The sequence below is a fragment of the Ramlibacter sp. AN1133 genome, assembly GCF_037890035.1.
GTDB lineage: Bacteria > Pseudomonadota > Gammaproteobacteria > Burkholderiales > Burkholderiaceae_C > Ramlibacter.
In genome coordinates, this window is the sequence record NZ_JBBKTQ010000022.1 from 54,354 (window position 1) to 71,598 (window position 17,245).

General features: G+C 69.4%; 21 protein-coding genes. 5 read left to right on the forward strand and 16 right to left on the reverse strand.

Annotated features, from left to right (window positions below):
* Positions 1-138: 138 nt before the first annotated feature.
* On the reverse strand, positions 139-501 hold the full coding sequence (gene cutA / locus WG923_RS23770) for a divalent-cation tolerance protein CutA (protein ID WP_340353488.1): 363 nt from the start codon (positions 499-501) through the stop codon (positions 139-141).
* A gap of 380 nt (positions 502-881) precedes the next feature.
* Here cutA and rpoH point away from each other — a divergent pair, with 380 nt between their 5' ends.
* Together rpoH and WG923_RS23780 are read left to right on the forward strand one after the other, a co-directional pair.
* Complete coding sequence (gene rpoH / locus WG923_RS23775) at positions 882-1,817, forward strand: RNA polymerase sigma factor RpoH (protein WP_340353489.1); 936 nt, start codon at positions 882-884, stop codon at positions 1,815-1,817.
* A 123-nt stretch (positions 1,818-1,940) separates the two neighbouring features.
* Positions 1,941-3,704 carry a 7TM diverse intracellular signaling domain-containing protein gene (locus WG923_RS23780; RefSeq protein ID WP_340353490.1) on the forward strand — a complete coding sequence of 588 codons (1,764 nt, stop codon included), beginning with the start codon at positions 1,941-1,943 and terminating at the stop codon, positions 3,702-3,704.
* A 39-nt stretch (positions 3,705-3,743) separates the two neighbouring features.
* Here the strand turns inward: WG923_RS23780 and WG923_RS23785 are convergent, their stop codons facing one another.
* The 6 genes from WG923_RS23785 to WG923_RS23810 form a co-directional block, all read right to left on the reverse strand.
* Positions 3,744-4,625 (reverse strand): DNA alkylation repair protein, encoded by an 882-nt coding sequence (locus WG923_RS23785; protein WP_340353491.1) that lies wholly within the window; start codon positions 4,623-4,625, stop codon positions 3,744-3,746.
* Entirely contained in the window at positions 4,626-5,213 is a 588-nt protein-coding gene (locus tag WG923_RS23790) for an SCO family protein (protein WP_340353531.1), read from the reverse strand.
* A 2-nt stretch (positions 5,214-5,215) separates the two neighbouring features.
* Positions 5,216-6,055 carry a heme o synthase gene (gene cyoE, locus WG923_RS23795; protein WP_340353532.1) on the reverse strand — a complete coding sequence of 280 codons (840 nt, stop codon included), beginning with the start codon at positions 6,053-6,055 and terminating at the stop codon, positions 5,216-5,218.
* A gap of 127 nt (positions 6,056-6,182) precedes the next feature.
* Positions 6,183-7,331, reverse strand: coding sequence for a COX15/CtaA family protein (locus tag WG923_RS23800; RefSeq protein ID WP_340353492.1), 1,149 nt, complete (start codon positions 7,329-7,331; stop codon positions 6,183-6,185).
* 4 nt (positions 7,332-7,335) lie between these two features.
* The gene (locus WG923_RS23805; RefSeq protein ID WP_340353493.1) at positions 7,336-8,058 is read right to left on the reverse strand and encodes an SCO family protein; all 723 of its coding nucleotides are present in this window, start codon (positions 8,056-8,058) and stop codon (positions 7,336-7,338) included.
* A complete protein-coding gene (locus tag WG923_RS23810; RefSeq protein ID WP_340353494.1) occupies positions 8,009-8,725 on the reverse strand; it encodes an SURF1 family protein in 717 nt (238 codons plus the stop codon). Before WG923_RS23810 ends, WG923_RS23805 begins: the two co-directional genes overlap by 50 nt.
* A gap of 30 nt (positions 8,726-8,755) precedes the next feature.
* On the opposite strand from WG923_RS23810, the gene WG923_RS23815 reads away from it, so the two are divergent.
* Positions 8,756-8,977, forward strand: coding sequence for a twin transmembrane helix small protein (locus WG923_RS23815; RefSeq protein ID WP_340353495.1), 222 nt, complete (start codon positions 8,756-8,758; stop codon positions 8,975-8,977).
* An 81-nt stretch (positions 8,978-9,058) separates the two neighbouring features.
* Here WG923_RS23815 and WG923_RS23820 read toward each other — a convergent pair whose 3' ends face one another.
* The 8 genes from WG923_RS23820 to WG923_RS23855 all read right to left on the reverse strand — a co-directional run bounded on the left by WG923_RS23820 (position 9,059) and on the right by WG923_RS23855 (position 15,276).
* Positions 9,059-9,940: a cytochrome c oxidase subunit 3 gene (locus WG923_RS23820; RefSeq protein ID WP_340353496.1), complete on the reverse strand. Its 882-nt coding sequence runs from the start codon at positions 9,938-9,940 to the stop codon at positions 9,059-9,061.
* 13 nt (positions 9,941-9,953) lie between these two features.
* Positions 9,954-10,136, reverse strand: coding sequence for a DUF2970 domain-containing protein (locus WG923_RS23825; protein WP_340353497.1), 183 nt, complete (start codon positions 10,134-10,136; stop codon positions 9,954-9,956).
* On the reverse strand, positions 10,133-10,726 hold the full coding sequence (locus tag WG923_RS23830) for a cytochrome c oxidase assembly protein (protein WP_340353498.1): 594 nt from the start codon (positions 10,724-10,726) through the stop codon (positions 10,133-10,135). The genes WG923_RS23825 and WG923_RS23830 overlap by 4 nt, the downstream gene beginning before the upstream one ends.
* A 3-nt stretch (positions 10,727-10,729) precedes the next feature.
* Positions 10,730-10,861 carry a cytochrome oxidase small assembly protein gene (locus WG923_RS23835; RefSeq protein WP_445322970.1) on the reverse strand — a complete coding sequence of 44 codons (132 nt, stop codon included), beginning with the start codon at positions 10,859-10,861 and terminating at the stop codon, positions 10,730-10,732.
* The gene (gene ctaD, locus WG923_RS23840) at positions 10,861-12,537 is read right to left on the reverse strand and encodes a cytochrome c oxidase subunit I (protein ID WP_340353499.1); all 1,677 of its coding nucleotides are present in this window, start codon (positions 12,535-12,537) and stop codon (positions 10,861-10,863) included. Before ctaD ends, WG923_RS23835 begins: the two co-directional genes overlap by 1 nt.
* 30 nt (positions 12,538-12,567) lie before the next feature.
* Complete coding sequence (gene coxB / locus WG923_RS23845; protein ID WP_340353500.1) at positions 12,568-13,731, reverse strand: cytochrome c oxidase subunit II; 1,164 nt, start codon at positions 13,729-13,731, stop codon at positions 12,568-12,570.
* 45 nt (positions 13,732-13,776) lie between these two features.
* Positions 13,777-14,253 (reverse strand): DUF2244 domain-containing protein, encoded by a 477-nt coding sequence (locus tag WG923_RS23850; protein WP_340353501.1) that lies wholly within the window; start codon positions 14,251-14,253, stop codon positions 13,777-13,779.
* A 126-nt stretch (positions 14,254-14,379) separates the two neighbouring features.
* Positions 14,380-15,276: a class I SAM-dependent methyltransferase gene (locus WG923_RS23855; RefSeq protein WP_340353502.1), complete on the reverse strand. Its 897-nt coding sequence runs from the start codon at positions 15,274-15,276 to the stop codon at positions 14,380-14,382.
* A gap of 28 nt (positions 15,277-15,304) precedes the next feature.
* Between WG923_RS23855 and WG923_RS23860 the strand changes: the two genes are divergently transcribed.
* Positions 15,305-16,003 carry a phosphoribosyltransferase family protein gene (locus WG923_RS23860; protein ID WP_340353503.1) on the forward strand — a complete coding sequence of 233 codons (699 nt, stop codon included), beginning with the start codon at positions 15,305-15,307 and terminating at the stop codon, positions 16,001-16,003.
* Positions 16,004-16,125: 122 nt separating this feature from the next.
* Positions 16,126-16,596, forward strand: coding sequence for a tRNA (cytidine(34)-2'-O)-methyltransferase (locus tag WG923_RS23865; protein WP_340353504.1), 471 nt, complete (start codon positions 16,126-16,128; stop codon positions 16,594-16,596).
* A 190-nt stretch (positions 16,597-16,786) separates the two neighbouring features.
* On the opposite strand, the gene WG923_RS23870 is transcribed toward WG923_RS23865, so the two are convergent.
* On the reverse strand, positions 16,787-17,242 hold the full coding sequence (locus tag WG923_RS23870) for a MaoC family dehydratase (protein ID WP_340353505.1): 456 nt from the start codon (positions 17,240-17,242) through the stop codon (positions 16,787-16,789).
* Positions 17,243-17,245: the final 3 nt, after the last annotated feature.

Genomic DNA, 17,245 nt, shown 5'->3' on the forward strand with positions numbered 1-17,245 from the left:
CCGCCAGCTACGGGATGCGCACGGCGCCAGCCTATGGGATGCGCGCGGCGTCGGCCTACGGGATGCGCGCGGCGTCGGCCTCGGTAGGCTGGTGGTGAGCCGCGAAGCGCGCGAACCCCAGCGATGCGCGAAGCGCGCTCACAACCCGAGCCTGTCCCGCGGATCCTCGGGCAGCGTGACCTCCCCCCGCACCCAGTCGCCATACGCCCCGCCGGCCTGCATCCGCACCGCCGCGAACTGCGGCAGCTGGTACGGATGCTGCTCGCGAAACAGCGCCTGCAGCGCCTGCTCGCACCCCGGCAGGGTCTTGACGGTCACCCGCACCTCCGCCTCCTCGCACTCCTTGCCCTGCCACCGGTAGAAGGACGTCAGGCCCTCCTCCACCTGCACGCAGGCCGCCAGCCGCGCCTGCAGGATCGCGCGGGCGAGCCTGCGTGCGTCGTCCCGGGAACCGACCGTCGTCGTGACGGCCAAAATGTCGCGGCCTTGACTGTTTTCCATGGCGCACACCCTCCAGAATCCGCCGATTGTCCGCCGGGGCCGCCATCACGCCCACACGCCATGGACGTTCACGACGGGTGAGCACCTACTCCACAGCTCCGTGCCAGCTTCCCGGCGGCCTGGGTCGGCCAGTTCCCGCACCGGATCGAGGCCAGGCCTGCCTCGAGGACTTGCAGTCCACTGGGTCGGCCCCATCTTCCTCCCGAGCAGTTGTTCCTGAAGCTCGGCATCCGCCGGCAGGCGGCGTCCTTCGGGGGCAGCACACGCTCTCCCTGGAAGCCCTCGCCGACCTCCTGTCGGCGCTCATGCCTACGGAACCAAGGCCTTAGCACTCTGTCTAACAGAGTGCTAATATTTCACGAGCAAAAGGAGTTTCCGGTATGTCCTCATCCAATGGAGCCTCGGGTACCACGGCGTTGGCGCTGTCCAACCCCTGGGCCGTCGTTCCGTCGCTGGGCAACCTGGACGCGTACATCTCGGCGGTCAACCGGCTGCCGATGCTGACGGCGGAGGAAGAACAGGAGTTCGCGAGGAAGTTCAGGGACCAGAACGACCTGGAAGCCGCGGGAAAGCTGGTGCTGTCGCACCTGCGCCTGGTGGTTTCGGTGTCGCGCAAGTACCTGGGCTACGGCCTGCCCCACGGCGACCTGATCCAGGAAGGCAACATCGGCCTGATGAAGGCGGTCAAGCGCTTCGATCCGAACCAGGGCGTGCGGCTGGTCAGCTACGCGCTGCACTGGATCAAGGCGGAGATCCACGAATACATCCTGAAGAACTGGCGCATGGTCAAGGTGGCCACGACCAAGGCGCAGCGCAAGCTGTTCTTCAACCTCCGCTCCATGAAGCAGGGCTTCAAGGACGACGAGGACGCGCAGACCCACCGCGACACGCTGACCGACGCGCAGATCGACGTGATGGCCCGCGAGCTGAACGTCAAGCGCGAGGAAGTGATCGAGATGGAGACCCGCATGTCGGGCGGCGACGTGATGCTCGACCCGGGCCCCGCCGACGACGGCGAGGAATCCTTCGGCCCGATCGCCTACCTGGCGGACGCCTCCCACGAACCGACGGCGGAACTTGAAAACCGCGAGCGCGACGTGATGGCCACCGACGGCATCCAGGCCGCGCTGGAGCAGCTCGATCCGCGCAGCCGCCGCATCGTGGAAGAACGCTGGCTGAAGGTCAACGACGACGGCTCCGGCGGCATGACGCTGCACGAGCTGGCGGCCGAATACGGCGTGTCCGCCGAGCGGATCCGCCAGATCGAGGTCGCCGCCATGAAGAAGATGAAGAAGGCGCTGACAGCCTACGCCTGACGGCGCGACACCCCCCGAAAACCCGGCGCGAGCCGGGTTTTTTTTGTTGTATCGGCGCCATCTGCGCACTTTTCCCGCCCCGCGTGCCGGCTTGCTCAGCGGGGCGCCGCGACAATCCCGTGCATGACAAGGAGGGCTCGTCCGCTGCGCTTCTCGTGCGCGCTCTGGCTGTGGCTTGCGCTCTCCTGGGCGTGGAGCGGCGCGAGCGCGGCGGAAGCGCCGGCGCCGGGCGTGCCGCCGCTGGTGCAGGTCGGCGACCTGGCGGAGGTCTCGCTGGCCGAGCGCAGCCTGTACTGGATCGACGAATCCGGCACCCTGTCGGCGGACCAGGTGGAAGCACAGGCCCCCGAACTCCCCTGGCGCCTGCGCCGGCGCGAGAACCAGCGCGCCCCCGTCGGCGCGCTGTGGATCGTCTTCGAAACCGCCACGCCCGCCGGCTTGCCTTGGTTCCTCGAAGTCGCGTCCTCGGTCAACGACCACCTGGAGCTGCATTACCGCAACCGCGAGGGCCGCTGGGTCGTGCAGCACGCCGGCACGGGGGTCGAGGTGTCGCAGTGGCCGGTGCCGGGACGCCTGCCCACGTTCAAGCTGTCGCCGGGTGGCGGCGAGCCCGTGCGCTACTGGCTGCGCGTGATGGACAGCCACGGCGACTTCGCCGCGCCGCTCGCGGTGGTCCGGCAGGACGCCATGCAGGTGCGGCGGGAGCGCGCGCAATTCGTGCTGGGGTGCTACTTCGGCGTGCTGGCGCTGGTCGCGCTCGCCTCCTTCATCAACGCCGTGGCCTTCCGCGACCGCGCCTCCGCGATGTTCGCCGTCTGCATCCTGCTGCTCGGGCTGGGGCAGCTGGGGCGCAGCGGCCTCGGTGGCCAGCACGTGTGGCCGGAGTCGAGCGCCTGGAACGAAGCCGTGCTGGAGCTGTGGCCCGGCGCGGGGGTCGCCGCCGGCTTGTGGCTGGTCAAGCTCCTCACCGATCCCGCCCGGCTCTCGCGGGCCCTGGATCTCGGCGTGTGGGCGCTGATCGCCGCGCTGCTCGGGGCCACGGCGGTGCACGTCGCGATCGACAACGCCGCCAGCCTGACCCTCGTGCTCACCCTGACCGGCCTGGCCCTCGTCGCGGTCCTCAGCATGGTGCTGTGGGGCTGGATCGCGGGCAAGGAGCGGCACCTGCGGCTGGTGGCCGCGGCCTTCGTGCCCGTGGCGGTGCTCGCGGTCTTCCCGCTCGGGCGCGACCTCGGGCTGGCGCCGGCCAACATGCTGACCCGCTTCGGCCTGTACATCGGCGCGCTGCTGGCGCTGCCGATCCTCTACTACGCGGTGAACATGCGCCTGATGGCCCGGCGCGAAGCGGAATTGCGCGCCAGCACGCTCGTTCGGGCGGACCCGCTGACCGGCCTGCCGCACCGGCAGGCGATGACGGAGCGCCTGGACAGCAGCCTCGCGCACGCGCGCACGCAGAAGCAGAATTGCGCCCTCCTGTGCATCCGCCTGTCGAACCTCGACGCGATCGGCGAGGAGTTCGGGCGCGAGGCGGTGGACAAGGCGCTGGTGGTCACGGCCTCGCACCTGCGGCGGCTGAGCGTGGGCTACGACATGTCCGCGCGCGTGGGCCCGCGCGAGTTCGCGCTGCTGATGGAAGCGCCGACCACGCGCGAGGCGGCGACGTCGCGCGCGCAGCAATTCGTGGCCAGCGGTTTGCGCGATGTGCCTGCCCTGCCCGGCGTGACGCTGCGCTATCACGTCACCTGGACGCTGTTGCCGCGGGCACAGCTCGATGGCGCGGCCACCGTGCAGTGGGCGGTCGACGGCCTCGACCAGATCACGCCCGAGACGCGCAAGGCGATCCGCGCGCTGGACGTCGTCGAGGAAGGCGCGCTGCGCCAGGCCTAGGCGCCCGGGGCCAGGAAAACGCCCCGCCGCCCGAGGCTCCTACGCGCCCGGCTGCTCGTCGCGCAGGCTGCGCTGGGCGCGCCGCACGATGTACGCCGTCTCCGGCCCGCCGTGCTGGCGCAGCCACTGCGCGCAGACCTCGCGCACCCAGTCCGGCTGCGTGCGCGCGGCGTCGTTGAGCCAGTTCGCCACCGAGTTCTGCACATAGCGGCTCGTGTCGGCGCGCAGCGGCTGCAGCACCGGCAGGCCGCGCCAGGGCTGGGCCTTCAGCGCCTCGATCTGCGCGCACCACACGCCGCGCGGACGCGTCGCCTCGCTCGCGAAGCGGCGGATGTTGGCATCCGGGTGCGTCGCCCAGGGCTGCAGCAGCCGCACGGCCGCATCGACATCGCCCGCGATCGCGTCGCGCACCGCCATCCACGCCATCTCGCGCACGCCGAAGTGCGGGTCGGCCGCGAAACGGAACACCGAGCGCAGCTTGTCCGCGAGCGGCATCGACGTGAACGCGATCCACTGCGCCGCCCACGAGCGCGCCACGTCGCTGGGGTGCGTGGCCAGCGCGTGCGCGATCGCGTCGCGCTCCGCGCGCGGCTCGGTCAGGTCGTACAAGGCCCGCGCGACATGCAGGTGGCGCTTGACCGGCGGAAAAGCCGCCAGCATGCCCAGCGTGTCCTCCAGCCGCTCCGCATCCGGATCGAGGCCGACCTGGCGCGCCACGTTGCGCGCCAACTGCCGCAGGTCGATCGCTAGGAACTCGTTGAGGTTGACGGTGGGGATGCGGCCCGCGTTGAGGGCCTCGATCACCTCCGGCGGGATCAGCGCGATGCGCGCCGCGCCCTTGCGCCCCAGGAGGTGCTGCGGCCCAGCCCCCTCGGGGGGCAGCGCCGCACACGAAGTGGCCAGCGTGGGGGCGCTCTCCATTCAGCCTTGCAGGATCAGCTTCAGGTCGTCCGCCAGCGGCTGCGCGCCGCCGCCGTAGCGCACGTACAGGCGCAGGCGCCCCTTGGGGTCGTAGACGTAGCTGGCCGCCGAATGGTCCATCGTGTAGCTGCCCGGCGTGCTGCCCGGCACCTTGCGGAAGAACACCTTGAAATCCTTGGCGACGGCCGCCGTCTGTTCGGGCGTGCCGCGCAGCGCGATGAAGTCCGGCCCGAAGCTCGCGACGTAGGCCTTGAGCAGCTCGGGCTTGTCGCGCTCGGGGTCGAGCGAGATCAGCACCGGCTGCACCCTGGCGCCGTCGGCGCCGAGCAGCTTCTTCGCTTCCGCGATTTCGGCCAGCGTCGTGGGGCACGCATCCGGGCATTGCGTGTAGCCGAAGAACACGATCACCGCCTTGCCCTGGAAGTCCGCCACGCTGCGCGGCTTGCCCTCGGTATCGGGCAGCTTGAAGTCGCGCGCGTAGTCGGCGCCGGTGATGTCCACCGCCTTGAAGGCCGGCTTGGTCTCGGCGCTGCAGGCAGCGAGCAGCGCCGAGGCGCCGGTCAGGCAGAGGAGGTCGCGTCGCAGCATGCTCACAGCAGGTAATGATCCACCAGCAAGGCCGCGAACAGCGCGCTCAGGTGGATGAGCGAGAAGCGGAAGGTCGCGCGCGCCAGCGCGTCGGAATAGTCGCGCCACAGGCGGAAACCGTACCACGTGAAGCCCACGCTGAGCACGAGTGCCGCCGCGAGGTAGAGCCACGAGCTCATCCCGTAGGCGAAGGGCATCAGGCAGGCCGCGAACAGCACGATCGTGTAGAGCAGGATCTGCAGGCGGGTGAACTCGTTGCCGTGCGTCACCGGCAGCATCGGCAGCCCCGAGCGGCGGTAGTCCTCCACCCGGTACAGCGCCAGCGCCCAGAAGTGCGGCGGCGTCCACAGGAAGATGATCAGGAACAGGATCAGCGCCTCGGGCCCGACGTCGCCGCGCAGGGCCGCCCAGCCCAGCACCGGCGGCATGGCCCCCGAGGCGCCGCCGATCACGATGTTCTGCGGCGTCAGCGGCTTGAGGATCACGGTGTAGATCACGGCGTAGCCGATGAAGGTGCCCAGCGTGAGCCACATCGTCAGCGGGTTGACCCAGGCATAGAGCAGCCAGGAGCCGACGGCGCACAGGCCGGCCGAGAAGACCAGGGTCTGCACGTCGTTCAGCTCGCCCTTGGCGGTGGGCCGCCAGGCGGTACGGCGCATCTTGGCGTCGATGCCCTTTTCCACCACGCAGTTGAAGGCGGCGGCGGCGCCGGCGACCAGCCAGATGCCGACCGAAGCGATCGCGCCGATGCGCAGGTCGTCCAGCGAGGGCAGCCCCGGCACGGCCAGCACCATGCCGATGATGGCGCAGAACACGATCAGCTGGATCACGCGCGGCTTCATCAGCGCGTAGTACTGGCGGGCGACGATGGCGGTCACTGGCCAACCTCCCCCAGGCTCCGCACTGCGTGCTGCGCCTCCCCCCTCCGCAAGCGGAGGGGGCGAGCGCCTTCGGGCGGCCGTGCGGCGCTCACGCCGACACCTCGCGCGCGCCGGCGGACCGGGGCACCGCGGCCGGCTCGGCGCGGCTTTCGCGCAGCGCCCACGTGAGCGCCACCACGAGTGCGGCCGCGCCGCCCGTGTGCGCCACCGCCGCGACCAGGGGCCAGCCCAGCACCACGTTCGACAAGCCGGTGGCGAACTGCCAGGCCAGCAGCGCGCCGATCGCCCGGGCACCGCGATGCAGCGGACCGGCACGCAGGCGCCACGCGGCGATGCCGATCACCACGAACACGCCGTAGGCGGCGAGCCGGTGTGCATAGTGGATCGCGGTGAGCGCCGCGAAGTGGATGGTTTCACCGGCGCCGGTCAGGCCCAGCCCCCGCCACAGCTCGAAGCCCTGGCGGAAGTCCATCGCCGGCCACCAGCTGCCCTGGCACTGCGGGAAGGTGCTGCACGCCAGCACCGCGTAATTGGTGCTCACCCAGCCGCCGAGCGCCACCTGCAGCCACAGCAGCACGTACGCGCCCACCAGCCAATGGCGCGCGGCCGCGGGAATCACGAACGCCCCGGTGCCGCGCTGCGCCTGCCGGTACGCGACCGCCTGCATCGCGAGCAGGGCCAGCAGCACCATCCCTCCCAGCAGGTGCATCGTCACGATCGCGGGAAACAGCTTCATCGTGACCGTGAGCGCGCCGAACGCGCCCTGCACGCACACCCACGCCAGCGTGAAGGCGGGCCAGCGGGGCTGAACCGCCCCGCCGCGCTTGCGTTGCAGCCAGGTGGCGATGGCCAGCGTGGTGATCAGCACGCCCACGCCGGTGGCGAGATAGCGGTGGACCATCTCCACCCAGGCCTTGCCGTGGGTGACGGGCCCCGTCGGCAGGCGCGCTTCCTCGGCGCGGATCTGGGCGATCGCGCCGGTGGGGCTCGCGTTGCCGTAGCAGCCCGGCCAGTCGGGGCAGCCGAGGCCGGAGTCCGTCAGGCGCGTGAAGGCGCCGAACAGCACCAGGTCGAAGGTGAGGAACAGCGTGAGCAGCGTGAGCGCGGCGAGGCGCTGCGCCGGCGCCGCCTGCTTGTTGCGCAGCCACACCCAGGCCAGGGGCCCGGAGGCGACGGCGATGCCCAGCAGGGCCAGCCGCAGCACCGGGCTGAAGTCGTACAGCGAAGCGTCGGCCATCGTCTTAGTTGGCCGGCCGGCCCGGCTGGTCCCAGCCGGCGGAGGCGCGCATCAGCCGCTCGAGGTCCTTGCGGACCTTGGCCGCGCCGGCGAGGTCCTGCGTGGGGGGAAAACGCATCATCCAGTGGCCCATGGGGTCCACGACGTAGAGGTGGTCGGCCAGCTGGTGGCCTCGCGCCGGCGCGAGCCACTGCGCCAGCTGCGCCGCGTCGACACGCAGCACGGTGGCCTGCGCCAGCGCGGGCTTGAGCGCATCGCGCACGGGTGCCTCGTCGGGGACCAGCCAGACCCAGTCGAGGCGGTCCCTGTCCTTGCCCAGCGCCTCGCGCAGTTGCCGCTGCAGGTACAGGTGCTTCTCGCAGGCCGCGTCGCAGGCGCCACCGGCCACGCTCACCAGCAGCCACTGGCCCTGCAGCGTGGGCAGGCTCACGGCCTTGCCGGCCAGGTCGGTGCCCGTGAGGGAAGGAATCGGCCGCTGCGGCTCGATCAGTTCGCCGTAGCTGCGGCGGGTGTCGGGACGCACGACGTAGTAGGCGAGGTAGGAGGCAATCACCGGGGCGGCGCATACCAGCATCACCAGCAGCATCTTCCAGCGGCCGGTGCGGGTGCGCTGCTCGTCGGCGAGCGCGGCCTCCTGCGGCAGGGGCAGCGAGTGCACCGTCAGCCCGAGCGGCTGGTCAAGCGCGCCGTGCTTGGCGGCGGGGGACGACGAGTTGGAACCAGACATAGAGGATCGCGATGAGCGCGGCAATGGCCCACCACTGGAAGGCGTAGCCGTAGTTCTTTTCCGCGCCGCTGCCGGCCTGCGGCCATTGGCGCAACAGGCCCTCGGAAGCCGAGCCGGTCTGCTGCACCGAATACGGCAGCAGCGGCAGGCCGGTTTCCGTGCGGAACCGGGTCAGGTCGAGATTCTGCCGGATCGGGCCCTTCTCTTCCTTGTCGAAGGCATAAAGCTTGGCGGGCGGCGGGGCCAAGCGGCCGCGGAGCTCGACGACGCCGGCGGGCGTCTGCACCGGCGGCAGCGCCTCGCGCCGCTCGAAATTGCGCTGCACCCAGCCCCGCTGCACCAGGATCGCGTCGTTGCGGCCCGCCAGGCGCAGGGGCGTGACGACGTAGAAGCCCGGTACGCCATTCATCTGGCGGTTGTCCAGGAAGATCGTCTGCGCGGGCAGCCACTCGCCGCGCAGCACCACGGGGCGGTGCAGCAGCGGGTCGTCGGCGCGCAAGTCCGGCGGCAGTTCGCCTTGCGCCAGCGGCGCCAGGCGCGCGCGGGCCTCCATGGCATCGTGGATCGCGGTGCGCTGCTGGCCCCGCCCCCACTGCCAGAAGCCCAGGTTCACCGTGACGGCGATACCAATGAGCGCCGCGATGGCGATCAGCGCACGCCTGAGCATGTTCGCCGGCGCCCGCCTATCATCGGGCGCATGAAGTGGTTCGTTCTCGCGGCCTTCCTGGCCATCATCGGCAGCCTCGGCTCCGCGCTGTACTTCATGATGCGCGACACGGGCCAGGACGGCCGGCCCAAGACCAGCAACATGGCGCGCGCGCTGGCGTTCCGCGTCGGCTTCTCGATCCTGCTGTTCGTGTGCATCCTGGTGGGGTGGAAGCTCGGGTACATCCATCCGAGCGGGATTCCGCTGAAGTAGTTCGCGGGCTGGCGAAAAAGGACAAGGGCCGCTTGCGCGGCCCTCTTTCCGGGGCCCCCGCCTGTGCGGGGGTGACGGGGTTCAGAGCCAGTACACCAGCGTGTACAGGAACAGCCACACCACGTCCACGAAGTGCCAGTACCAGGCCGCGCCCTCGAAACCGAAGTGGCGGTCGGCGGTGAAGTGGCCCTTCATCAGGCGGATGGTGATGAACAGCAGCATCAGCATGCCCACGATCACGTGGAAGCCGTGGAAGCCGGTGAGCATGAAGAAGGTCGAGCCGTAGGCGCCCGAGCTGAGCTTCAGGTTCATCTCGGTGTAGGCGTGGTGGTACTCGTAGGCCTGCACGCAGACGAAGGTGAAGCCGAGCAGCACCGTCAGCCACATCCACATCACGGTCGTGCCGCGCTTCCCCTCCCGCAGGGCGTGGTGCGCGATGGTGAGCGTGACGCCGGAGGACAGCAGCAGCGCCGTGTTGATCGTCGGCAGCCAGAACGGCGTCATCGTCTCGAAGGGCTCGATGGTGCCGGCGGGCGAAGCCGTGGCGCCGGCCGAGACGCTGGGCCACACCGCCTTGAAGTCGGGCCACAGCAGCGCGTTCTCGACGCCGCCCAGGGCCGGCACCGAGTGCGAGCGCATCCACCACAGCGCGGTGAAGAACGCGCCGAAGAACATCACTTCCGAGAAGATGAACCAGCTCATGCTCCAGCGGAACGACAGGTCCACCTTGCGGCCGTAGGAGCCGGTCTCGCTCTCGCGGATGGAGTCGCTGAACCAGCTGAAGAGCACCCAGAACAGCCACAGGAAGCCGAACAGGAGCGAGAACCTGCCCCAGTCCGCGCCGTTGATCCAGTTGGCCGCGCCGAAGATGATGAAGAACAGGCCGAAGGCCGCCATCGCCGGATGGCGCGACGGCTGCGGCACGAAGTAGTGGGGCCGGGTCCCCGGCGCGGCAGAGCTCATTCTCTTTTCCTCTTTAATGCTTCACGACCCAGTTGACCAGGACAATCAGTCCGACCACGAACACCAGCACGGCGCCCAGCGCCACGGCGATGATCGCGAACGGATTGGCCTTGCCCAGGTCCTCCTCGAATCCGCTTCTCTTTCGAATCCCGACGAACGACCACAGCACGGTTCGCACCGTGCGCAGGAAACTCATCCCGCCACTCCGTTCTTCACGGGCGCCACGGCCTGCGGCGCCGGCGGCGTCTTGCCGCCCACCTCGAAGAAGGTGTAGGACAGGGTGATGGTCGTCACGTCCTTCGGCAGCTTCGGATCGATCACGAAAGCCACCGGCCACTGTTTCTTCTCGCCCGGCTCCAGCGTGTACTGCTGGAAGCAGAAGCACTCGATCTTGTTGAAGTGCGCGGCGGCGTTGCGCGGCGCATAGCTGGGGATCGCCTGCGCGGCCATCCGCCGGTCCTGCACGTTCTGGAACTCGTACATCACGGTGGCGAGCTCGCCCGGGTGCACCCGGATGGAGGCCTGCGCCGGCTTGAACAGCCACGGGCCGCGCGCGTTGGCGTCGAACTCCACGGTGATCGTGCGGCTCAGGTCCACCTGCGTGTTGGCCTTGGCCGTCGACGCACCGGGCACCTGCTTTTCGCCGAGCGCCAGGATGTTGATGCCCAGCGCCTCGCACACGTGCTTGTAGATGGGGATCAGCGCATAGCCGAAGGCGAACATGCCGGCCGCCACGACGACCAGCTTGCCCACCATCCTGCGGTTCTCGCGATCCACCAGCGCCATGCCTTACCTTCCGAGCAGGATCATCCTGCCGACGAAGCCGAGGAAGAACACCAGCGCCACCGTCGCCAGGATCAGCGCCAGCCGCAGGTTGCCCTTGCTGCGATCGTCCTTGGGGGCCATCGTCGCGTCCGCCATCAATGCACGCCCGCCGGATTTTCCGGCTGCACCCGCGCGTCCAGCACGCGGGTGGCGGTGGCGTCCAGGCGCGGGGGCGTCTCGAAGGTGTGGAAGGGCGCCGGCGACGGCACTTCCCATTCCAGGCCTTCGGCACCCTTGCCGTCCGGGTCGTTCCACGGCCGCTGCGGGGCGGGCGCGCCCTGGCCGCGCATCATGGGCAGCACGATGAAGAAGAAGAAGTACACCTGGGCGAAGCCGAAGAAGAAGGCGCCGACGGACGCGACCATGTTGAAATCGGCGAACTGCATCGGGTAGTCGGCGTAGCGGCGCGGCATGCCCGCCAGCCCCAGGAAGTGCATCGGGAAGAAGGTGACGTTGAAGGAGATCAGCGACCACCAGAAGTGGATCTTGCCGCGCGACTCGTTGTACATCACGCCCGTCCACTTGGGCGACCAGTAGTAGAAGCCGGCGAAGATCGCATACAGCGAGCCCGCCACCAGCACGTAGTGGAAGTGCGCCACCACGTAGTAGGTGTCCTGCAGCAGCAGGTCGATCGGCGCCATGGCCAGGATCAGGCCGGTGAAGCCGCCGATGGTGAACACGAAGATGAAGCCCACCGCGAACAGCATCGGCGTCTCGAAGGTCATCGAGCCCTGCCACATGGTCGCGATCCAGTTGAAGATCTTCACGGCCGTCGGCACGGCGATCAGCATCGTCGCGTACATGAAGAACAGCTGGCCCGTCACCGGCATGCCGGTGGTGAACATGTGGTGCGCCCACACGATGAACGACAGGATCGCGATCGAGCTGGTGGCGTACACCATGGAGGCGTAGCCGAACAGGCGCTTGCGCGAGAAGGCGGGCACGACCTGGCTGATGATGCCGAAGGCCGGCAGGATCATGATGTAGACCTCGGGGTGGCCGAAGAACCAGAAGATGTGCTGGTACATCACCGGGTCGCCGCCGCCGGCGGGGTTGAAGAACGTCGTGCCGAAGTGGCGGTCCGTCAGCGTCATCGTGATCGCGCCGGCCAGCACGGGCATCACGGCGATCAGCAGGTAGGCCGTGATCAGCCACGTCCAGCAGAACATCGGCATCTTCATCAGCGACATGCCGGGGGCGCGCATGTTGAGGATGGTCACGATGATGTTGATCGAGCCCATGATCGAGCTCGCGCCCATGATGTGCAGCGCGAAGATCGCGTAGTCCATCGACGGGCCCATCTGCAGCGTCAGCGGGGCGTAGATCGTCCAGCCGGCGGCGGGCGCGCCACCGGGCATGAAGAAGGTCAGCACCACCATCAGGCCGGCGGGGATCAGCAGCCAGAAGCTGAAGTTGTTCATCCGCGCGAAGGCCATGTCGGGCGCGCCGATCTGCAGCGGAATCATCCAGTTCGCGAAGCCCACGAAGGCCGGCATGATCGCGCCGAACACCATGATGATCCCGTGCATGGTGGTGAACTGGTTGAACAGTTCCGGGTTCACCAGCTGCAGGCCGGGCTGGAACAGCTCGGCGCGGATGCCCAGCGCCAGCACGCCGCCGAACATCAGCATGAAGAACGCGAACAGCAGGTACAGCGTCCCGATGTCCTTGTGGTTGGTCGCGTACACCCAGCGGCGCCAGCCGGCCGGCGCGTGATCGTGGTGCTCGTCGTGGTGTCCGGCGTGGCCGTGCGGGTCGAGAACAGCGCTCATCTGATTTCCTTCGGTTTCCTCTGCCTCGGTTTACTTGCCGCGCTGCGCCAGCACTTCGGCGGGCTGCACGATCTGGCCGGTCTTGTTGTTCCAGTGGTTCTTGGTGAAGCTGATGACGGCGGCGATGTCCGTGTCGCTCAGCTGCTTCCACGCCGGCATCGCATTGCGGCCGTTGAGCACGACCTGGATCTGCTTGGTCTTGTCCGCGTCGTTCACGACGGGTGAGCCGTTCAGCGGCTTGATCGGGCCGGCGCCGTTGCCATTGGGCTGGTGGCAGGCGGAGCAGTTGGCGTTGTAGACCTTCTCGCCGCGGGCCGTGATCTCGGCCAGCGTCCAGACCTTGGCCGGATCGTCCGCCTTGGCGGCCATGACCTTCTTCTGCTGGTCGGACCACTTCACGAATTCGTCCTGGCTCACCACCTTCACGTGGATCGGCATGTAGGCGTGCTCCTTGCCGCACAGCTCGTAGCACTGGCCGTAGAAGTCACCCGTCTTCTCGCTGCGGAACCAGGTGTCGCGCACGAAGCCGGGGATGGCGTCCTGCTTGACGCCGAAGGCCGGCACGCCCCAGGCGTGGATCACGTCGTTGGCGGTGGTGATCACGCGGATCTTCTTGTTGACCGGCACCACCAGCGGGTTGTCGACCTTGAGCAGGTAGTCGTTGGGCACGTCGTTGCCCTGCGCGCCGGCGTTGGAGATCTCGCGGTGCACCGGGTCCAGCGTGGACAGGAAGCTCACGCCCTGGGCGTCGCCGGTCAGGTAGTCGTAGCCCCATTTCCACTGGTAGCCGGTGGCCTTGATGGTCACGTCGGCGTTGGAGGTGTCCTTGGAGGCGACCAGCACCTTGGTGGCCGGCAGCGCCATCAGGATCACGATGACGAAGGGAACGGCCGTCCAGATCAGTTCGACCATCACCGACTCGTGGAAGTTGGCCGGCTTGTGGCCCACCGACTTGCGGTGCTTCCAGATGGAATAGAACATCACGGAGAACACCAGGATGAAGATCACGGTGCACGTGATCAGCATGAACCAGTGCAGCCACGAAACCTCGGTGGCGATGCGCGTCGCGGCCGCATGCAGGTTCAGCTGCCGCACCGCCGGGCCGCCGGGCAGGTCCTGCACGGCCGCCGAAGCCGTGCCGGACAGCGCGCCCCAGAGCGTGAGCAGCGCCGCGATCTTCGAATATCTCTTCATCGTTTTCAGCCTCAAGCCTTCAATAAACCCGTTCTTCCGCCCCGCTCACGCCTCGCGCAGCGCCTGCCGCAGTTCGCGCGCCAGCGCTGGCCGCAGCTCGGGGCGCACGAAGCGCCCGATGTTGACGCGCTGCCCCTGGCCCGACACCTCGATCAGCGAACGATCGTCCGCCGCCGGCTGCACGCGGACCCAGTCGCGGTCGAACTCCGCGCGTTCCAGCCGGCCCGCGCTCTCCAGTTCCACGACCAGCCTGCGGCCCTGCAGCAGGATGTGCTCGCGGTCCGCCGCGTGGCGTGCGTAGGCCATGAAGGCGACGCCCACCGCCGCCAGCTCGACCCACGTGAATGGCAGGACCAGCACCGCCCCCTGGACCCAGAAGAACGCCGCGATCCCGAACGACACCACGCACAGCGACAGGTACAGCCAACCGAGTTGGGCCGGCGTGACCGAGCAGTTGCGTCCCAGGAACCAGTGGATGGCCTGCCCCTGGACGATGGCGAAACGGAATACGAGGTTCGACACGGCGCGGCGCACCAGAATCAGCCGCGCATTGTAGCCGGGTCGGATGTGCCACTTTTCGCCCTGCCCTGCATTGACGTGGCGCAATCGGCATTGATTTGCCGCCCCGGGGCGCCGCCAGCGACGATCTCATTCGCGCGCGCGTCCTCCGCGCAACATCGCGCGCATGTCGGACAGCGGCACGGCGCTTTCCTCCCCCATGCGCGCGCGCGGCAGCGGCTTCATCGCGTGGCCGTAGATGATCTCGAAGGTGAGCGTGAGCTTATCGTCCGCGCCCCGCAGCTGTTGCGCGATTTCCCTATGCAGGCGCTCGCGCCACGCGCGCCCGCGCAGGGCCGAAAAACGCTCGGGATGGAAGTTGGCGCCGAGCTCGCGCAGTTCGGCCAGCAGCCGCTCGGGCGTGTCGAACGCGAGGGTGATGCGCTCCATGTCCATCACCGGCTCGGCGAAGCCGCCCTGCACCAGCATGTCGCCCCAGTCGTGCATGTCGGTGAAGTCGTGGCCGGGCGGCGGCCAGCCCAGGGCGGCGTACAGGCGGCGCAGTTCCTTCAGTGTGTCGGGGCCGAGGCAGGAGAACATCAGGAAGCCGTCGACGGCCAGGGCCTCGTGCCACTGCCGCAGCAGGGCCTGCGGGTCGGCGGCGACGTGCAGGCCCATGTTGGACCACAGCATCTGCACGCCGCCGGCCGGCACCGGCCCGACCTCCACCGCGCCGCCGCCGGCGATGCGCTTCCACCAGGCCTTGCCCAGGCGCTCCTTCGCCACGGCGGCGCGCCTGGGCAGCGGCTCCACGACGTAGGCGCGGGCTTGCGGATAGCGCTGCGCGACCAGGGCATGGGCTTGCAGGCCGCCGCGCACCGGCTCCCAGTCGGCCCAGGCCTGCGGGGCGCGCTTGATCCACTGCAGGCGATCCGCCATGCGCTGCCCCACCTCCTCGTGCAGCCAGGGGCTGGCAGCGGGGGCGGCGTGCTCCCAGCGCGCGGCGGCGGCGGGGGCGATGGTGGGCGGTCGTTCGGAGGATGGCATCGCGAAGGCCGCCCAGTATATTGAGGCGATGCGCCTTGCCCGGCTGCTGCCCCGCCTTGCCGCTGCGCCCGGCCGCTGCGCCGTGTGCGGCGGGTGGCCGGCACTGCCCCTGTGCGAGGGCTGCGAGGCCCGCTTCGGCAGCACGCACCCGCGCTGCCGGCGCTGCGCACTGCCCGTGCCCGAGGGCGTGTCGGCCTGCGGCGCCTGCGTGCGCGAGCCGCCGCCACTGGACGCCTGCTTCGCCGCGGTGGAGTACGCCTATCCGTGGTCGGGCCTGGTGGGCCGCTTCAAGTTCCACGGCGAGCCGGGCTGGGCCGCGACGCTGGCGCGGCGGATGGCGCGGGCCCCAGGTGCCGCGGAGGAGCTTGCGCACGCCGACCTCGTCCTGCCGATGCCGCTGGCGCGCGGGCGGCTGGCCGAGCGGGGCTTCAACCAGGCGCTGCTGCTGGCGCGGCAGCTCGCGGCGGACAGGACGGACGCGCACCTGCTGCTGCGCCTGCGCGAGACGGGATCGCAGACGGCGCTCGATCGCACGGCGCGGCAGCGCAACGTGGAGGGGGCGTTCGGGGTCGAGCCGCTGCGGGCGCGGGAGCTGCGTGGCAAGGGCGTGGTGCTGGTGGACGACGTGATGACCAGCGGGGCGTCGCTGCATGCGGCGGCGCGGGCGGTGCGGCAGGCGGGGGCGGTGCGCGTCGCTGCAGTCGTGCTGGCGCGGACGGTTCTGTAGGCTGGTGGTGAGGCGCGACCGCGCCGGAACCCCGGCGCTTCGCGCATCGCTGGGGATCGCGCGCTTCGCGGCTCACCGCCAGCCTACGAAGCCCGCCCTCCACCGTCCGCCACAATCCCCCCATGTTCCACATCGTGCTCGTCACGCCCGAGATCCCGCCCAACACCGGCAACGTCATCCGACTGGCCGCCAACACGGGCTGCACGCTGCACCTCGTCGAGCCGCTGGGCTTTTCGATGGAGGACCGCTACATGCGCCGCGCGGGGCTGGACTACCACGAGTACGCGGACGTGCGAAAGCACGCAAGCTGGGCCGCCCTGCTGGAGGCCGCGCAGCCCCCGCGCGAGCGCCTCTTCGCGCTCACCACGCGCGCGACGCGCCGCGTGCACGACGTGGCCTTCCAGCCGGGCGACTGGCTCGTCTTCGGCTCCGAGACCCGCGGGCTCGCTCCGGGTTTGCTGGAGACGCTGGCACCGCCCCAGCGCCTGCGCCTGCCCATGCGCGCCGGCCAGCGCAGCCTCAACCTTTCGAACGCCGTCGCGGTCACGGTCTTCGAAGCTTGGCGCCAGCAGGGCTTTCCCGGCGCCGCCTGAGCCGTGCGCACTGCGACACAAGCAATACTCCGTTTCACCCCGCTGTGTTTGAAAGACCACGTACGGTCCCGCATCTGCTCCCTAACCGGCCCGATCAGGGCAGGCCAGGCAACCCAGACTCCTTTTCTTCCCTGCCCGCTTCGTGCGGGCATCTTTTTGGGTGGAGTTGAGCCGTTACGGTTTACACGCGTCAGGCGTAGCGGCGCGTCACCGACTCGGCCACGCACACGGGCTTGTCGCCCCCTTCGCGCTCGACGGTGATCTGCCAGACGATCTGCATGCCGTTGTCCGGCAAGGGCTGGCACTCCAGTAGCCTGATGTGCGAGCGCAGGCGGCTGCCCGCCGGCACCGGCGCGGGAAAGCGCACGCGGTTGAGCCCGTAGTTCACGCTCATGCGCAGGTTGCGGATGTCCAGCGCGGACTCCACCATCTTCGGGAGCAGCGACAGCGTGAGGAAGCCGTGCGCGATCGTGGTGCCGAAGGGCCCCGCCTTCGCGCGCTCAGGGTCCACGTGGATCCACTGGTGGTCGCCGGTCGCGTCGGCGAACAGGTCGATCTGCTGCTGCGTGACGGTGATCCAGTCGCTCACCGCGAGCTCCTGGCCCACGAGCGGCGGCAATTCGGCAAGGGAGTCGTAGATCTTCATGCG

Excerpts from the sequence above, each read along its gene's own strand:
- cutA (WP_340353488.1), bottom strand. The coding sequence starts at position 501 with ATGGAAAACAGTCAAGGCCGCGACATTTTGGCCGTCACGACGACGGTC.
- rpoH (WP_340353489.1), top strand. The coding sequence starts at position 882 with ATGTCCTCATCCAATGGAGCCTCGGGTACCACGGCGTTGGCGCTGTCC.
- WG923_RS23780 (WP_340353490.1), top strand. The coding sequence starts at position 1,941 with ATGACAAGGAGGGCTCGTCCGCTGCGCTTCTCGTGCGCGCTCTGGCTG.
- WG923_RS23785 (WP_340353491.1), bottom strand. The coding sequence starts at position 4,625 with ATGGAGAGCGCCCCCACGCTGGCCACTTCGTGTGCGGCGCTGCCCCCC.
- WG923_RS23790 (WP_340353531.1), bottom strand. The coding sequence starts at position 5,213 with ATGCTGCGACGCGACCTCCTCTGCCTGACCGGCGCCTCGGCGCTGCTC.
- cyoE (WP_340353532.1), bottom strand. The coding sequence starts at position 6,055 with ATGAAGCCGCGCGTGATCCAGCTGATCGTGTTCTGCGCCATCATCGGC.
- WG923_RS23800 (WP_340353492.1), bottom strand. The coding sequence starts at position 7,331 with ATGGCCGACGCTTCGCTGTACGACTTCAGCCCGGTGCTGCGGCTGGCC.
- WG923_RS23805 (WP_340353493.1), bottom strand. The coding sequence starts at position 8,058 with ATGTCTGGTTCCAACTCGTCGTCCCCCGCCGCCAAGCACGGCGCGCTT.
- WG923_RS23810 (WP_340353494.1), bottom strand. The coding sequence starts at position 8,725 with ATGCTCAGGCGTGCGCTGATCGCCATCGCGGCGCTCATTGGTATCGCC.
- WG923_RS23815 (WP_340353495.1), top strand. The coding sequence starts at position 8,756 with ATGAAGTGGTTCGTTCTCGCGGCCTTCCTGGCCATCATCGGCAGCCTC.
- WG923_RS23820 (WP_340353496.1), bottom strand. The coding sequence starts at position 9,940 with ATGAGCTCTGCCGCGCCGGGGACCCGGCCCCACTACTTCGTGCCGCAG.
- WG923_RS23825 (WP_340353497.1), bottom strand. The coding sequence starts at position 10,136 with ATGAGTTTCCTGCGCACGGTGCGAACCGTGCTGTGGTCGTTCGTCGGG.
- WG923_RS23830 (WP_340353498.1), bottom strand. The coding sequence starts at position 10,726 with ATGGCGCTGGTGGATCGCGAGAACCGCAGGATGGTGGGCAAGCTGGTC.
- WG923_RS23835 (WP_445322970.1), bottom strand. The coding sequence starts at position 10,861 with ATGGCGGACGCGACGATGGCCCCCAAGGACGATCGCAGCAAGGGCAAC.
- ctaD (WP_340353499.1), bottom strand. The coding sequence starts at position 12,537 with ATGAGCGCTGTTCTCGACCCGCACGGCCACGCCGGACACCACGACGAG.
- coxB (WP_340353500.1), bottom strand. The coding sequence starts at position 13,731 with ATGAAGAGATATTCGAAGATCGCGGCGCTGCTCACGCTCTGGGGCGCG.
- WG923_RS23855 (WP_340353502.1), bottom strand. The coding sequence starts at position 15,276 with ATGCCATCCTCCGAACGACCGCCCACCATCGCCCCCGCCGCCGCCGCG.
- WG923_RS23860 (WP_340353503.1), top strand. The coding sequence starts at position 15,305 with ATGCGCCTTGCCCGGCTGCTGCCCCGCCTTGCCGCTGCGCCCGGCCGC.
- WG923_RS23865 (WP_340353504.1), top strand. The coding sequence starts at position 16,126 with ATGTTCCACATCGTGCTCGTCACGCCCGAGATCCCGCCCAACACCGGC.
- WG923_RS23870 (WP_340353505.1), bottom strand. The coding sequence starts at position 17,242 with ATGAAGATCTACGACTCCCTTGCCGAATTGCCGCCGCTCGTGGGCCAG.